Genomic DNA, 14594 nt, shown 5'->3' on the forward strand with positions numbered 1-14594 from the left:
GTGCTCGTGGCCCCGAAAGCGCCCATCCTGCCGGGCCGTGCGCGCCGATGCCTCAGTTCCTGGGCAGGAGCGGCTGAAAACGGCCGCTACCCGGAACGCCGTCTTGCTCCTGCAAGCACCTCGTTCGCCAAGGCGAATCCAAGTCCGCCGAAATGTCGGCCAATGGTCCGGAAGGGGAGGGAAGCGATCCCCGAGCGACACAAAACCCCGGCCGCCAGGCGGCCGGGGTCTGCTCTGAGACTGATGTCGACGTTCACGAACCCGTGGGCACGGAGTCAGTCGCCTCCGTCCACAGATCCTGCTCGGCGCGATCCGCCTGGATCTGGCGGTACACGAGGAGCCCGCCGATGGCGGCCAGTGCGACCAGGAGAAGCTTCTTCACCGCGCGACCTCGTCTTTCCTTGACGTAGGGGACCTCTGGCGCCCGACTATACACACCGACCGATACCGATCGGTGACCTGCGTCGGCCCCCCAACTCCCGCAGGGAAGGCCGCAGTAGAACCGGACGCCACTGTTCCGATCGCAGGCTCATCACACAGGTCTGTACACAGGTCCATCACATCTCGCACACCCCGGCGGATCCCACGGCCCTCGGCTTCCTGCAAGTCCTCAAGACCTCCTTGCACCCATCCGAGTGGTGTTCATCCGAAGATCGACGCGCCATGGACGTCGGTCCATGATTTCGGACCCCACATACACATCATGAGGAAAGTACGCAAATCGCCCAACCCGAAAGTGAGGGGCCATGGCCCAGAACAAGGTCATGAAGCTGTGGACCGCCATCGTCACCGCCTTCCTCGCGCTGTGCACGGCGCTCGGACTCGTCACGACCACGGCCTCGGCGGCCGTACTGCGGACCGAGACCACCCGCAACTGCGCGGTCCCCGCGACGGCCTCGGCGATGCCCCTCCCGGCCCGGCCCCACGACCGTGCTCTGCCCCCCACGATGAAACAGCGCATCCGCGCCGAGGCCCACGGCTCCTCCCCCTCCTGCCGCCACCGCACGGCCCTGCACACGGCCACGGACACCGCTGCGAACGCCACGAACGCCACGGGCCGGGTCGCGGCCCCGGAGGCACCTCTCCCACGGGCCGAGCATCCAGGAGCACCTCTCCAGCGCTGATCCCCGGCAGGAAGACACCGACCCAGCGGCGATCTTGCGTACGACGCCCGGTGGAAGACCGTGAACGACGAAGACCCTCAGCCAGACGCGGCTGAGGGTCTTCGTCGTTGTGTGGAGCGCGTCCGAGCACGGTCCACCGAATGCGGCACAGCCACCGCCGATCACCGGAGCCACCGCCGGACACTCGGCCTCCCGCCGGCCAGAGGAGCAAGTCGTCCGCTCCGTGTCCCTGTTGGCTGACCGAGATCCGGGACACCCCATGTGTCGCCGACGACAGCGAAGACCCCCGACCGATATCGGTCGGGGGTCTTCGGTCTGGTGGGGCTAACAGGATTTGAACCTGTGGCCTCATCCTTATCAGGTCGATCACGCCGGATGGGCGTACTGGGTTAATCGACCTTCGACCTGGATCGCCGGTCCGCCCAGGTTCAGCGTCGACCGCCGCTGTTCGCCCCTGTTGGTGTCATCGACTGGTGTCAGACATCAGCGCCGTACTTGACGACTCTCCTCGACAACAGTAGAGGGCTGACTCCGCAGGTGCGCTCGGACAAGCAACAGCACGACGATCACGGTGACCAGCTGCGTCGCTGAATCGAGGGCTGCGGCAAGGGGCTGGGCCCCAATCACGCAGCTAGCTACTGCTCCGAGCCATACCCATTGGGCGTTGTCAGTGGCTCGTGGAACAGTGGTACTAGCGCCAAAGCTTCCGTGCTGAAGCTGAGCGTTGTGGGTCGGACGGGGCATGTGCATGTTCCTCCTGGCTCTCTCGGGGCGCACCTGCCTCTCGCCAAAGTGCTCGGGTGCGCCCCGCGTCTTGTCTGGGCCTGACCTTTCTACGGCACGTCACTGACAAATGAGAGGCCCAACTCCGCTACGGACATGGGAGTTACTCCCGTCGGCCGTTTCACGTGGAACCCGCTCAACATCAATTGCGCTGCCTAGTAGGGCAGTTCCGCCGCTTGGTTTGCTGATAGTGGCACGCCCGTTGTCACCGGCCAATCTGGTTATCCACAGGCCCTGGGCGCAACCTCGCCTCCCCCTGTGGAGACTTGACCTACCGCTGTGTGCAACCTGCGGGACGGGCCTGTGGGTAGCCGACCGCACGACACGAGGATGGCCCATTGACCAGCAGGTTTCCTCGCCCCCACCCGTGCATGAGAAAAACTTCCCCAATCGAACCAAGATCGCTTCTAACGGTGCACAGAAGTACACGCCACGAGTCGCGAAGTAAGAGGTAGTGCCCTATTGCACCCATTACCCCTAGGCGGCTGCTTCGCCTTCCCTACTCGAGCCACCACCCACCCCAGCTCCCATCCCGTCCGCCGTCGACCCACACACCGTGGAGCAGGCGTGGTTCATGGCGTCCAGGTGGAGCGCGCCACTGTACGAACGACCTGGACGCCATGGGCCGCGTCTGCTCGGCTCTGCCTGGGTCGACGGTGGACGGGATGGGAGCTCCCCGCGCACGCCACTACGGGCCCGCGGTCGGCGACGGTGCCCCCTCCATCCCGGTGCCGGCCGATCCCCCGCCGGAGGCATCGTCTTGACCGTGGGCCGCGCTATGCGGTGATCGACTCATGGCTTCCGGCCCTATCCACATGTGGGCGCGCGTCGGCGGCGGCAGCGCCGAGCGGGCCGAAGGCAGGAGCGCGGGCGCAGCCAGAGCCGGGAAGCGCGCCCGGCGGAGCGGAGCGCAGCCGGGGCTTGATGAGGTAGAGAAACTCGTAACAGCTTCGCTCTAGCCTGGTCAGGCTGAAGGTGCGTCGGTAGTCAGGAGTCGGCTCGTGAATCCGGCATGGCAAAGGCGCTCGTACGCTTCGAGTACGTCGGCAGGTAGTGGCTGGCTGATCATGAATCCCTGCTCCGGGTAGATCATCAACCGCTGAAGCGCACCGACCAGCATGTCGATCACCAGGCGGGCGTCACCGATGGAGTCGACGTACTCGTCCAGCGTCATCGACCTGGAGGCGCTGACGACCTCGACTCCGGGCCAGAGCTTGCGCGCGGTGGCGTACGCCCTCCGTTCCTCGTACGGCTTGCTGATCAGAAGCACCGAGGACACCTCGATGCCAGCCTCTTCCAACAGCTCTCGCGAGAAGCGGATGTTCTCGCCCGTGTTGCAGGCGCGTGGCTCTACGAGAACGGCCGTGCTGGGGACGCCAAGTTCTAGTGCCCGTTCCTGGTAGTGGACGGCCTCGCCCCGGGGCATGCGTTCCCGCGTCGTGGGGCTGGTGGCACCGGTGAACAGGAGCAGGGGTGCCATGCCTCGCTTGTACAGGTCCACTGCCGTGTCAGCCACGCCCAGGTCGTGGCTGCCGAGCCCAATGGCAACCGAGCACGGCCGGGGCGAGTGGCCCATCTGGTGGTAGTCCCACACGCGTCGGGCGTCTGCCCAATCCTGTGTCGAGATCACTGCTGCCCCTTCCTGTCCTCCGCCGAGTCGGGCACCTTGAAGTCGTACTCCCACGCGAAGCGCGATGCCGCATGTACCCCAATGGCGAATTCCACGACGGTGCCTGTGGCTGTAAAGGTCGTCCGATGCAACTCGACGACCGGTTCGCCAGGCGGTAGCTGGAGCTGCTTCACCTCGTCCGGTGTAGCAGCACGGGCGAACAGTCGCTCCTTCATGTGATCGATCTCGTAACCCGCGTCGTACAGCACGCGAAATCCGCCGCCACGGCCGGCGGGGCCCGGCGTGGGATCCACGAGTCGCGTTCCTTCAACGTGCTCAGGCCGGTAGTAACTGGTCAGCGTGTGCGTCGGCTGATCGCCTTCCTTAACCAGTCGGGCGCGGGCGTAGACCTCGGCGCCTTCCGGCAGCCCATGTGCGGCTGCTACCTCCGGTGGCGCTGCGATGCGACTGACCGTCTGGGTCTGCTCGTTCCGGCGGTACCCCCGTCCGGAAGCCACGCGGTCCGCGATGAAGGCGACCTCGTCCCCGTCCCGCCACTTGGCCTTGTCGTACCTGGCAATACCAAGGCGCTTGAGAGGCACTCGCTCCCGCACCACGGTTCCGTGACCGCGAGACGACGTCACTAGGCCCTCGGCCTCAAGAGCCTTGTAGGCCTGATGAACGGTGGACTTGGAGCCCTCGCCCGCTGCAACTAGCTCCCTGATCTGCGGGAGCTGCTGGCCTGGTGCGTACTCACCCGTCTTGATCTGTTCAGCCAGCTTGTCGGCCAGCTCCCGCCACTTGGGCGCCATTGCGTGTCCCCTTCCTAACGGATTCAAGTGAAGCACAGTCCCAGGACTGTTGACAGTCCCAGGACTGCATGCCACAGTCTCCTCATGCCGCTTGCAGTCCTAGGACTGTTGAGCGTGGGTGTCCTTTGGTTGCTCCAACGCCATCGACTTAGGGAGAGCTTCATGCCGTCGTTCAAGATCGACACTTCGACCGCCATCGTGTTCGTGGCGACCGCGCCGGAGCCGAAGATGGCCAACAAGAAGACCGGTGAGCGGGCCATGGACCGGGACACGGGTGCGGGTCTGTCGACCGTGGGTCTGCTGGTCTCGGATGAAGGAGAGGGCAACCTCTACCAGGTGACCGTGCCGGAGACCGGTCTTCCCGAGGGGCTCGTACCGGGTATGCCGGTGCGGGTGGTCGGCCTCAAGGCGCGTGACTGGGAGAACGAGTTCAACGGCCAGAAGCGGCACGGGATCTCGTTCCGCGCGGTCGCGATCACCCCGGCGGCCTGACCATGACCGACCTGCCGACCTGGATGGAAGCCGGAAGTGTGGCGGCCGGTGCCGGTGGCCTTGGTCTGGGCTTTGCGAAGGCCCGTGCTCCGCGCGTGTACTGGGTGCTGGCGGGGGCTCCGATGACGTCGGCTCGGCTGACCTGGACCTACCGCTCCACGATGGAGGTGTGCGGGCTGACGGTGCGGCCGTCCCGCCTGCGGGCCTTCATGACCCGCACCGTCGCCCGTCAGGAGGTCCGGCCGGTACCGCCGAAGATCCGCCGAGTCCGTGCAACCTCGACCGGTCTGCGGGTCACCATGCGTCTCCCGGCCGGGCTGGAGCCCGCCGACATCGCCGCGTCGTCCGAGCGTCTGCGCCACGCCTGGGGAGTGCGCTCAGTGACCGTGGCGGAGACCAAGCCGGGCTTCGTTGAGCTGCGGATGACCGGGTATGACGTGCTCAAGCGGGTCAGGATGCCGCGTTCGGCTCGGCCTCACGACCTGGTCGTGCCGGTGGCGCTGCGGGAGGACGGCACGGTCTTCGAGCGGGACTACCGCCGGGTCCCCATGGCGCTGACCCTGGGCGCGAACCAGTCGGGGAAGTCGATGTACCAGCGCAACCTGATCAAGGGGCTCGCGCAGTTGCCGGTGGGGCTGATCGGCATCGACTGCAAGCGCGGTGTTGAGCAGAGCCGCTACGCGCCCCGCCTTTCCGCCCTGGTCACGACCCCGGATGACGCCTCACGTCTGCTGGATGTGCTGGTGGGGGAGATGGAAGATCGCTTCGACCTGCTGGCCGAACATGGGGCCTCGGACCTGTGGGAACTGCCCGACGACATACGGCCGGTGCCTCTGGTCGTCCTGGTCGACGAGGTCGCGGAGCTGTTCCTGGTGACTTCGAAGAAGGAGGAGGAGCGCAGGGACCGGTCGGTCATGCAGTTGGTCCGGCTCGCTCAGTTGGCCCGTGCGATCGGGATCTATCTGGAGGTGTGCGGGCAGCGGTTCGGCTCCGACTTGGGCAAGGGCGCGACCGCGCTGCGTGCTCAGCTCACGGGCCGGGTCGTGCACCGGGTCAACGACAAGCAGACGGGTGAGATGGGCCTGGGTGACATCGCGCCGGACGCGGTGGCCGCTGTGACCACGATCCCGCCGGACCGTCCGGGTGTGGCCGTGGCCGGTGACACCTCCGGCGGCTGGTCCCGCATCCGCACGCCCGAGACCTCTCCAGCTGCGGCGGCGGCCGTGTGCCGCGAATTCGCGCACCTGGTACCGGAGTTGCCGTTCCTGGCCCCGTTCCGGCCGATCGTCCGCCCGGAGCCGGTCACGGAGCCTGCGCTACCGCTGACGAAGCCGCGCCCGGTCACCGAGTAACACCCCACCCCACACGGTCGGCGCGACCGCTTCGCGCCAGGTCCCTACCCCCGCCATGCCCGAAACACCGCCCGTTGGCCGGGCGGCCGGACACCGCTCCGCGCCCGGCCCGGCTGAACTCCCACGAAGGAGGTGAAGACCGTGCCCCGCTCGTTGCGCCCGGACGCCGTACTCATACAGGCCGTGATTGCCGGTGCCCTGTCCTTCGCCCACCTGCACGACCTGGCCGAAGCCGCCGGACAGGACGGCTGGAAGGCCTGGGCCTACCCGATCAGCGTTGACCTGCTCCTGGTCGCCGCGTGGCGACGACTGCGCGCCAATGGTCCCTCGTGGCTGGCCTGGTGCTGGTTCCTGATCGCCCTGGTGGCCTCCCTCGGTGCCAACGTCGCCACCGCCGGGCTTCTCGACCTCGACGCGGTCCCGGCCTGGCTGCGCATCATCGTCGCCGCCTGGCCTGCGCTCGCCTTCCTCGGCGGCACGCTGCTCGTGCACTCGCCGAACTCGGCCGGGGACCGGGTGCCGGTTCCGCCGGCGCCCGCAGCCCCGGCCCCCGCACCCGACATCGACCCTGCCCCGGCTCCCGAACCCGAGCCTGAGCCTGAGCCTGAGCCGGTCCTCCCGACCGAGCCCGTTCCGGCGCTGCCCGAAGCCCCAGCTCTCGCGCTGCCACCGGCCCTGGTCGACCACGCCCGCAAGGTCGCCACCGAGCACCGCGCCCGCACCGGTACCGACATCGACACCGCCACCCTGCGCGCCCGCCTCGGCATCCCGGACGACCTCGCCGGGGCCATCGCCGCCCAACTCGCCTGACAGAAAAGGAGAAACAGCAATGCCCTTACTCACCTTCAACCGCCCTGCCGACTTCCTGGACGCGGCCCGCGAGATGGCCGACTCCGGCCGCCCGACCCTCGCGCGTCTGCTGGCCGAGGAGGCCGCCGACCGTACCTCCGACCCGGACGCGGCGGCCCGCATACTCGCCGAATTCCCCGGCCGAAGCCTGCGACAGGAGGACTGACCATGCCGCGCCCGAACCGCTTCTACGACGTGATCCGCATCGGTCCCGTCAAGGTCGGCTCCTTCAACAACGGCCGGGGCCAGACCAAGCACACCGCCGCTTGCACGGCCCCGAACTGCGGCTTCTCCACCGAGCACAGCGTCCGGTCGGCCGCCGAACTGGCCGCCCGCACTCACCGCTGCACGCCCTGAGAGGAGGTATCCCATGCGACTGCCCGACGAACAGCGCCGCGCCGGGCACATCCCCGCCGACCTGTACCGGCAGATCCCGCCCGGAACCGACGTACGCCGCGTCGTGATCGTGCAGGAAGCCCCGCGCAACTACACCGGCCCGATCATCCTCGCCATCGCTGTCACCACCGGCTCCTGCCTGGTCCTGCTGGTGATCGCGTACGTCGTCCCGATCGTCGCCGCGTCGGCGGTCTCGGTCCTGTCGGCCACCTGCGGCATCACCTACACAGTCACCCGCTCCGCCAAGCGCAAGAAAGGGCACTGACATGGGCTTGTTCAAGAATGACCGGAAGTCGGACCGGGAGCTGACTCAGCGCATGCTGACCGACATCTCCGCCGACCTCAAGACCGGCCAGATGGACGACTTCACCGCCGTGGTCGCCGGGTCGCTGCTCGCCACCGCCAACGCCCAGGGCCTGGCCGACGACTGCGGGGACCCCGACGCCTACCCGCCGCCCGGCCACGGATACCCCCGCCGCTAAACGGCCCCCGGAGCGGCCTCGGTCGCCAAACTTCCGCCGCTCCGGGCGCCTGCACCACTTCCAGATCCAACGGACCCGAAAGGGAAGCCTCATCATGCCCCAGCACACCCGGACCATGCCCGTCTGCCGCGCCTGCGACGGCTTCGCCACCGCCGCCATCACCACCGGCACCCTCCACCGCGACGGGACCCGCGTCACCCTCACCGTCGCCTGCCCGGCCTGCAAGGGCACCGGTTACGCCCGGCCCGCCGCCCTGGCGAAGGCTGGGAAGTGATCGCGTGACCGACACCGCCACCCTGGCGGGTCTCGACCCGGCCACCCTCGCCGACGTGCTGAGGGTGGCCGGGTCGGCCGACTTCGACCGCTGGCAAGAACAGATCAAGCGCACCGGCGGCTGCTCCGATCCGATCCGGCTGGTGGGCGGCACGAAGACGATCGACCGCGCCACGAAGACGATCCTGCACGCGTACTCAACCGAGACCGAGCCGGGCGGCATGCTCCGCGTCGCCTGCGGCAACCGCCGTGCCTCGCGCTGCCCGGCCTGCGCCTGGACCTACGCCGGAGACACCTACCACCTCATCCGCGCCGGACTCACCGGAGACCCGGCCAAAGGCACACCGGAGACGGTGCGCGACCACCCCCGCGTCTTCGCCACCCTCACCGCCCCCTCCTTCGGCCCGGTCCACAACCGCCCCGGCAACCGGCCCTGCCGCTGCGGTGTACGACACGTCGAAGACGCCCCGGAACTGGGCACCGCCCTCGACCCGGCCACCTACGACTATGCGGGCGCGGTCCTGTGGAACAACCACGCCTCCGACCTGTGGCGCTACTTCACGATCTATCTCCGCCGAGAGATCGCCCGCCGGGCCGGACTCACCCAGAAAGCCGCCCGTGAACAGTCCCGGCTGTCCTTCGGCAAGGTCGCCGAGTACCAGAAGCGCGGGGCCGTGCACTTCCACGCCGTGATCCGCTTCGACGGCCCCGAAGGACCGGACAGCCCGCCCCCGCACTGGGCCAGCATCGGCCTGCTCACTGACGCGATCCGAGCCGCCGCCGCCCGCGTCGCCGTCGACGTACCCCCGGCCGGGGACCAGCCCAGCCGCACCCTGCGCTGGGGCACCCAGCTCGACGTGCAGCCCATCGGCGCCTTCGGCCATGGCGAGGAGATCACCGAACAGGCCGTGGCCTCCTACGTCGCCAAGTACGCCACCAAGGCGGCCGAGACCACCGGCACCGTCGACCGCCGGATCGGCAACAAAGAAGCGCTCGCCCTGCTCGGCGTGCCCGACCACCCCCGCCGGCTGATCGAAGCCTGCCTCGACCTCCACGCCCTCTACCCGGACCGGAAGCTGCGCGACTGGGCCCACATGCTCGGCTTCCGCGGTCACTTCTCCACCAAGTCCCGCCGCTACTCCACCACCCTCGGCGCCCTCCGCCAGACCCGCGCCGACTACCGAGCCGCTCAGCAACGCGCCGCCCTCGGCCTGCCTGACCCCGACGAGAACGAGGAGGCAACCACCCTGACCCTCGCCCACTGGACCTATGCCGGCCACGGCCATACCCCCGGCGAATCCTGGCTCGCCGCCACCATCCAGCGCGACATCCAACAGAGCCGCGAGATCGCTCGCGAAGAACGGCACAGCCACCCCGACCTCGAAGGAGCCGCCGCATGACCACCGCTTCGCCTGTGCTGCTGACCGTCGACGAGGTCAAAGTGCGGCTCAAGGTCGGTCGGACCAAGGTCTACGACCTGATCCGCACCCACCGCCTCGTCTCCATCAAAGTCGACGGCTGCCGACGCATCCCCGAGAGCGCCGTGAGCGACTTCATCGCCAGCCGGATTGAGGGTGCCTTCTGATGGCCAAGCGTCGACCCAACGGCGGCGGAACTATCACCAAGCGAAAGGACGGCCGCTACCAGGGAGCCGCCTACGTCACGGACACCGAGGGCAACAGGGTTCGGAAGTACGTCTACGGCTACACCTGGGACGAGGCCAACGAGAAGCTCGGCAAGCTTCAGGATCAGGAACGCAACGGCGTCCCGGTGCCGTCCCGCTCCTGGGCGCTCGGAGAATGGCTGGCCTACTGGCTCGAGCACATCGTCGCGCCGGAACGCGAGCACAACACGTACGTCAAGTACGAGTCCAAGGTCCGGCTGTACCTGGAGCCTCACCTCGGCAAGAAACCGTTGGTCAAGCTCACACCGGCCCAGATCCGCGCGTTCATGGCGACGCTCAAGCGCGAGAAGGTGGGTGCCTCTGCCCGCTTCGAGGTGCTGCGCGTCCTGCGCAACGCGCTCAACCGGGCGGTCCGCGAGGAGCTGCTGACGCGCAACGTGGCGCTCCTGGTCGACATGCCCAAGGTCTCCAAGGACAAGGGCAAGGCATGGAACGCCCGCGAGGCGATCACGTTCCTCCGCACGGCCCGCTCCCACCGCCTCTATGCGGCCTGCGTCCTCGTCCTCGTGCTCGGCCTGCGCCGCAGTGAACTCCTGGGCCTGCGCTGGCAAGACGTCGACTTCGACGCGCGGCACTTCACCCCGGTCAAGCAGGTGCAGCGGGTGAAGGGCGTCGGCCTGGTCCTCAAGGACCTCAAGACCGAGTCGTCGCAGGCCGTGCTCCCCCTGCCGGAGTTCTGCGCCCGTGCCCTGGAGGAACGCCGGGAGCTTCAGGAGCTGGAACGGAAGATCGCTGGCGACCACTGGTCGCAGGAGCCCGACCATGACCTGATCTTCTCCTCGGAGCATGGCGGCATGATCGATCCGAACGGCTTCTCTCGGACCTTCGGCCGACTCGTGAAGCGGGCCGGTGTGCGTCGCATCACAGTCCGCCTCGCCCGGCACACCTGCGGCACCCTGCTCGCCTTCCTGAAGGTGCATCCCAAGGTCGCTCAGGCGATCCTTCGGCACAGTCAGATCAGCATGACGATGGACGTCTACACGCACGTGGTCGGAGACAGCGAGCGGGAAGCTGTCACGATGCTCGCCGAACTCCTGGAAGATCCACTCATCGGTTGATGTCAGCCGTGGATGTCAAAAGACCACCTGCTCAAAGAGCAGGTGGTCTTTTGGCTGGTGGGGCTAACAGGATTTGAACCTGTGGCCTCATCCTTATCAGGGATGCGCTCTAACCAACTGAGCTATAGCCCCGCCGCGCTCTGCGGTGTGTGTCCCGCGCGCTGACTCCTGAAGATTAGCGCACGACGTGGGCAGTCCCAAAATCGATACCCGCAGGGCGACGGCGACGCGGTGAGCCGCGCCTACTCGTCCTCGGCGAGCGTCAGCTCGACGCCGCCCACGAAGCCCGCGGAGAGGTTGTAGATGAAGGCGCCGAGGGTGGCCAGGGCGGTGGCGAGGACGACGTCGATGACCGCGATGATCGTGGTGAAGATCAGCACGTTGGGCAGCGACAGGAACGCCTGCAGATCGAAGCCGTTGGACTCGTTCGAGCCGGTCGCCTCGGAGATGGTGGCGCCGACCGTGGAGAACACGCCCATCGCGTTCATGACCATCCACAGCACCGCGGCCGCCACGACCGTGCAGATGCCGAGGGCGATGGAGAGCAGGAAGCTGACCTTCATCACGGACCACGGGTCGGCCTTGGACACCCGCAGCCGCGCCTTGCGCGTGCGGGGCGTCGTGCGCGCCCCCGTACGCGGCTTGCGGGAGGAAGCCTCCGGGGCCGGCGCGTAGGCCTGCGGCGGGTGGTACGGACCCGCCTGCTGCTGCGACTGCCGCTCACCGGGCAGCGCGGAGGCAGCGGCCTGTGCCGGGGCCTGGGGCTGAGGCTGGGGCTGCGCCGCGGCCGGACCGCCGGACGCGGGCTTCTGGGCCTGCGGACCACGGGTGTCCGTCACGGTCGCTCCCTGGGGTCCCGGCTTCTCCGGCGCGGACACGGCCGCGTCCGTCGCGTCCGGCTTGATGGCCTTCAGTTGGGTCGTGTGCGTGTCCATCGCACGCGCGGCGGAGCCACGGCCGCCGCCGTCCGCCTCCGACCCGGTCGATGTGCCGGCCGAAGTACCGGACGATCCCGCGCCCGTGGCTCCGCTCACGCTGACTCACTCCTCGTGCTACTCGGACGAGGGCGCCTCACCCTCGTCCGTACCGGTCGTCGCGACGGTCTCGGCGGTCTCGTCGACGGCATCGTCGCCGTCGACCTCCTCCGCCTCCCGCCCCGCCTCGGCGTTCCGAGCGATGCCGACCACGGCATCGCGCTTGCCCAGGTTGATCAGTTGGACGCCCATGGTGTCACGGCCGGTTTCCCTGATCTCGTTGACTCGCGTACGAATCACACCGCCCGACAGCGTGATGGCGAGGATCTCGTCGGTCTCCTCGACCACCAGCGCGCCGACGAGCGAACCGCGGTCCTCGACGATCTTGGCGGCCTTGATGCCGAGGCCGCCGCGACCCTGGACGCGGTACTCGTCGACGGCGGTCCGCTTCGCGTACCCGCCGTCTGTGGCAGTGAACACGAACGTACCGGGTCGAACAACATTCATCGAGAGCAGCTCGTCCCCCTCACGGAAACTCATGCCCTTGACACCCGAGGTGGCACGGCCCATGGGCCGCAGCGCCTCGTCCGTCGCCGTGAAGCGGATCGACTGTGCCTTCTTGCTGATCAGAAGGATGTCGTCCTCTGCCGATACGAGTTCGGCTCCGATCAGTTCGTCATCGGAACCGTCCTCCTTCTCACGGAGGTTGATCGCGATGACGCCGCCGGAACGGGGCGAATCGTAATCCTTCAGAGGCGTCTTCTTCACAAGACCGCCCTTGGTGGCGAGCACCAGGTACGGCGTGGCCTCGTAGTCGCGGATCGCGAGGATCTCGGCGATCGCCTCGTCCGGCTGGAACGCCAGCAGGTTGGCGACGTGCTGTCCACGCGCGTCACGCCCGGCGTCCGGCAACTCGTAGGCCTTGGCCCGGTAGACGCGGCCCTTGTTGGTGAAGAACAGCAGCCAGTGGTGGGTCGTGGACACGAAGAAGTGGTCGACGATGTCGTCTTCCTTGAGCTTCGTGCCGCGGACGCCCTTGCCGCCGCGCTTCTGCGCCCGGTAGTCGACCGTCTTGGTCCGCTTGACGTAGCCGCCGCGCGAGACGGTGACGACGATGTCCTCCTCGGCGATGAGGTCCTCGATGGACATGTCGCCGTCGTAGGGGACCAGCATCGTCTTGCGGTCGTCGCCGTACTTCTCGACGATCGCGGCGAGTTCCGCGCTGACGATCCCGCGCTGCCGCACGGGCGAGGCGAGGATCGCGTTGTACTCGCGGATCTTGGCCTGGAGTTCGTCGTGCTCCTGGATGATCTTCTGGCGTTCCAGGGCGGCCAGACGGCGAAGCTGCATCTCGAGGATGGCGTTCGCCTGGATCTCGTCGATCTCCAGGAGGTCCATCAGGCCCGTGCGCGCGATGTCGACGGTGTCGCTGCGCCGGATCAGCGCGATGACCTCGTCGATGGCGTCCAGGGCCTTCAGCAGGCCGCGCAGGATGTGCGCGCGCTCCTCGGCCTTGCGCAGCCGGAACTTCGTCCGGCGGACGATGACCTCGATCTGGTGCGTCACCCAGTGGCGGATGAACGCGTCCAGGGAGAGGGTGCGCGGCACACCGTCGACCAGGGCCAGCATGTTGGCGCCGAAGTTGGTCTGCAGGTCGGTGTGCTTGTACAGGTTGTTCAGCACGACCTTGGCGACCGCGTCGCGCTTCAGCACGATGACCAGGCGCTGACCCGTACGGGACGACGTCTCGTCGCGGACGTCCGCGATGCCGCCGATCTTGCCGTCCTTCACGAGGTCGGCGATCTTCTGCGCGAGGTTGTCCGGGTTGACCTGGTAGGGCAGCTCCGTGACCACCAGGCACTGGCGGTTCTGGATCTCCTCGACCTCGACGACCGCGCGCATCGTGATGGAGCCGCGGCCCGTGCGGTACGCCTCCTCGATGCCCTTGCGGCCGACCACCAGGGCACCGGTCGGGAAGTCGGGGCCCTTGATGCGCTCGATCAGCGCGTCCAGGAGGTCCTCGTGGGAGGCCTCGGGGTTCTCCAGGTACCACTGGGCGCCGGCCGCGACCTCGCGGAGGTTGTGCGGCGGGATGTTGGTCGCCATGCCGACCGCGATGCCCGCCGAGCCGTTGATCAGCAGGTTCGGGAAGCGGGCCGGAAGGACGGTCGGCTCCTGGGAGCGGCCGTCGTAGTTGTCCGTGAAGTCGACGGTGTCCTCGTCGATGTCCCGGACCATCTCCATCGACAGCGGCGCCATCTTGCACTCGGTGTAGCGCATGGCCGCCGCCGGGTCGTTGCCCGGCGAGCCGAAGTTGCCGTTGGAGTCCACCAGCGGCATCCGCATCGACCACGGCTGCGCGAGGCGGACCAGCGCGTCGTAGATCGAGGAGTCGCCGTGCGGGTGGTAGTTGCCCATGACGTCGCCGACGACGCGGGCGCACTTGTAGAAGCCCTTCTCGGGCCGGTAGCCGCCGTCGTACATGGCGTACAGGACACGACGGTGGACGGGCTTGAGACCGTCGCGGACGTCGGGCAGCGCGCGGGACACGATGACGGACATCGCGTAGTCCAGGTACGAGCGCTGCATCTCCGTCTCGAGCCCGACGGGCTCGATGCGCACGGTCGTCTCGCCGGCGTCGTCAGGCGTGACGGTGGGGTTCTCGTCGGCCATTGCTGGTGGGGATCCTTCCTGGTGCGGTCAGCT

The 14594-nt window shown here is 68.0% G+C and carries 17 protein-coding genes and 1 tRNA gene; 12 read left to right on the forward strand and 6 right to left on the reverse strand.

The window, feature by feature from the left end; all coding sequences use genetic code 11:
• Window positions 1-253 precede the first annotated feature (253 nt).
• Window positions 254-382: a DLW-39 family protein gene (locus ACZ52C_RS11560; protein ID WP_003999697.1), complete on the reverse strand. Its 129-nt coding sequence runs from the start codon at window positions 380-382 to the stop codon at window positions 254-256.
• Window positions 383-746: 364 nt separating this feature from the next.
• Here ACZ52C_RS11560 and ACZ52C_RS11565 point away from each other — a divergent pair, with 364 nt between their 5' ends.
• A complete protein-coding gene (locus ACZ52C_RS11565; RefSeq protein ID WP_469074518.1) occupies window positions 747-1124 on the forward strand; it encodes a DUF6344 domain-containing protein in 378 nt (125 codons plus the stop codon).
• 1747 nt (window positions 1125-2871) lie between these two features.
• Here the strand turns inward: ACZ52C_RS11565 and ACZ52C_RS11570 are convergent.
• Together ACZ52C_RS11570 and ACZ52C_RS11575 are read right to left on the reverse strand one after the other, a co-directional pair.
• Window positions 2872-3537, reverse strand: a complete 666-nt coding sequence (locus ACZ52C_RS11570; RefSeq protein WP_469074519.1) for a YdcF family protein — start codon at window positions 3535-3537, stop codon at window positions 2872-2874.
• Window positions 3534-4328 carry a GntR family transcriptional regulator gene (locus ACZ52C_RS11575; protein ID WP_469074520.1) on the reverse strand — a complete coding sequence of 265 codons (795 nt, stop codon included), beginning with the start codon at window positions 4326-4328 and terminating at the stop codon, window positions 3534-3536. Before ACZ52C_RS11575 ends, ACZ52C_RS11570 begins: the two co-directional genes overlap by 4 nt.
• Window positions 4329-4490: 162 nt before the next feature.
• On the opposite strand from ACZ52C_RS11575, the gene ACZ52C_RS11580 reads away from it, so the two are divergent.
• From ACZ52C_RS11580 to ACZ52C_RS11630, 11 genes are all read left to right on the forward strand, one after another.
• Window positions 4491-4820 (forward strand): SCO3933 family regulatory protein, encoded by a 330-nt coding sequence (locus ACZ52C_RS11580; protein ID WP_469074521.1) that lies wholly within the window; start codon window positions 4491-4493, stop codon window positions 4818-4820.
• A gap of 2 nt (window positions 4821-4822) precedes the next feature.
• Window positions 4823-6172: an FtsK/SpoIIIE domain-containing protein gene (locus ACZ52C_RS11585; protein ID WP_469074522.1), complete on the forward strand. Its 1350-nt coding sequence runs from the start codon at window positions 4823-4825 to the stop codon at window positions 6170-6172.
• Window positions 6173-6313: 141 nt separating this feature from the next.
• Entirely contained in the window at window positions 6314-6982 is a 669-nt protein-coding gene (locus tag ACZ52C_RS11590; RefSeq protein ID WP_469074523.1) for a DUF2637 domain-containing protein, read from the forward strand.
• A 19-nt stretch (window positions 6983-7001) separates the two neighbouring features.
• Window positions 7002-7187 (forward strand): hypothetical protein, encoded by a 186-nt coding sequence (locus ACZ52C_RS11595; protein ID WP_469074524.1) that lies wholly within the window; start codon window positions 7002-7004, stop codon window positions 7185-7187.
• 2 nt (window positions 7188-7189) lie between these two features.
• Complete coding sequence (locus ACZ52C_RS11600; RefSeq protein WP_469074525.1) at window positions 7190-7378, forward strand: mobile element transfer protein; 189 nt, start codon at window positions 7190-7192, stop codon at window positions 7376-7378.
• Between the two features lie 13 nt (window positions 7379-7391).
• Complete coding sequence (locus ACZ52C_RS11605; RefSeq protein ID WP_469074526.1) at window positions 7392-7682, forward strand: hypothetical protein; 291 nt, start codon at window positions 7392-7394, stop codon at window positions 7680-7682.
• Window position 7683: 1 nt separating this feature from the next.
• Complete coding sequence (locus ACZ52C_RS11610) at window positions 7684-7899, forward strand: hypothetical protein (RefSeq protein ID WP_469074527.1); 216 nt, start codon at window positions 7684-7686, stop codon at window positions 7897-7899.
• Between the two features lie 94 nt (window positions 7900-7993).
• Complete coding sequence (locus ACZ52C_RS11615; protein ID WP_469074528.1) at window positions 7994-8173, forward strand: hypothetical protein; 180 nt, start codon at window positions 7994-7996, stop codon at window positions 8171-8173.
• Between the two features lie 4 nt (window positions 8174-8177).
• Window positions 8178-9572 (forward strand): replication initiator protein RepSA, encoded by a 1395-nt coding sequence (repSA, locus tag ACZ52C_RS11620; RefSeq protein ID WP_469074529.1) that lies wholly within the window; start codon window positions 8178-8180, stop codon window positions 9570-9572.
• Window positions 9569-9757 carry a helix-turn-helix domain-containing protein gene (locus ACZ52C_RS11625; RefSeq protein ID WP_469074530.1) on the forward strand — a complete coding sequence of 63 codons (189 nt, stop codon included), beginning with the start codon at window positions 9569-9571 and terminating at the stop codon, window positions 9755-9757. Before repSA ends, ACZ52C_RS11625 begins: the two co-directional genes overlap by 4 nt.
• Complete coding sequence (locus ACZ52C_RS11630; protein ID WP_469074531.1) at window positions 9757-10914, forward strand: tyrosine-type recombinase/integrase; 1158 nt, start codon at window positions 9757-9759, stop codon at window positions 10912-10914. Before ACZ52C_RS11625 ends, ACZ52C_RS11630 begins: the two co-directional genes overlap by 1 nt.
• 55 nt (window positions 10915-10969) lie before the next feature.
• Here ACZ52C_RS11630 and ACZ52C_RS11635 read toward each other — a convergent pair.
• From ACZ52C_RS11635 to gyrA, 3 genes are all read right to left on the reverse strand, one after another.
• Window positions 10970-11046, reverse strand: a tRNA-Ile gene (locus tag ACZ52C_RS11635).
• Window positions 11047-11156: 110 nt separating this feature from the next.
• Window positions 11157-11948 carry a DUF3566 domain-containing protein gene (locus ACZ52C_RS11640; RefSeq protein WP_469074532.1) on the reverse strand — a complete coding sequence of 264 codons (792 nt, stop codon included), beginning with the start codon at window positions 11946-11948 and terminating at the stop codon, window positions 11157-11159.
• Window positions 11949-11966: 18 nt separating this feature from the next.
• Window positions 11967-14561, reverse strand: coding sequence for a DNA gyrase subunit A (gyrA, locus tag ACZ52C_RS11645; protein WP_469074533.1), 2595 nt, complete (start codon window positions 14559-14561; stop codon window positions 11967-11969).
• Window positions 14562-14594: the final 33 nt, after the last annotated feature.

The organism is Streptomyces sp. NPDC034049, assembly GCF_055575575.1.

Bases quoted from the DNA above. Each gene is read 5' to 3' on its own strand.
- ACZ52C_RS11615 (WP_469074528.1), top strand. From the start codon at position 7,994: ATGCCCCAGCACACCCGGACCATGCCCGTCTGCCGCGCCTGCGACGGC.
- ACZ52C_RS11605 (WP_469074526.1), top strand. From the start codon at position 7,392: ATGCGACTGCCCGACGAACAGCGCCGCGCCGGGCACATCCCCGCCGAC.
- gyrA (WP_469074533.1), bottom strand. From the start codon at position 14,561: ATGGCCGACGAGAACCCCACCGTCACGCCTGACGACGCCGGCGAGACG.
- ACZ52C_RS11595 (WP_469074524.1), top strand. From the start codon at position 7,002: ATGCCCTTACTCACCTTCAACCGCCCTGCCGACTTCCTGGACGCGGCC.
- ACZ52C_RS11585 (WP_469074522.1), top strand. From the start codon at position 4,823: ATGACCGACCTGCCGACCTGGATGGAAGCCGGAAGTGTGGCGGCCGGT.
- ACZ52C_RS11625 (WP_469074530.1), top strand. From the start codon at position 9,569: ATGACCACCGCTTCGCCTGTGCTGCTGACCGTCGACGAGGTCAAAGTG.
- ACZ52C_RS11565 (WP_469074518.1), top strand. From the start codon at position 747: ATGGCCCAGAACAAGGTCATGAAGCTGTGGACCGCCATCGTCACCGCC.
- ACZ52C_RS11630 (WP_469074531.1), top strand. From the start codon at position 9,757: ATGGCCAAGCGTCGACCCAACGGCGGCGGAACTATCACCAAGCGAAAG.
- ACZ52C_RS11610 (WP_469074527.1), top strand. From the start codon at position 7,684: ATGGGCTTGTTCAAGAATGACCGGAAGTCGGACCGGGAGCTGACTCAG.
- ACZ52C_RS11600 (WP_469074525.1), top strand. From the start codon at position 7,190: ATGCCGCGCCCGAACCGCTTCTACGACGTGATCCGCATCGGTCCCGTC.
- ACZ52C_RS11575 (WP_469074520.1), bottom strand. From the start codon at position 4,328: ATGGCGCCCAAGTGGCGGGAGCTGGCCGACAAGCTGGCTGAACAGATC.
- ACZ52C_RS11580 (WP_469074521.1), top strand. From the start codon at position 4,491: ATGCCGTCGTTCAAGATCGACACTTCGACCGCCATCGTGTTCGTGGCG.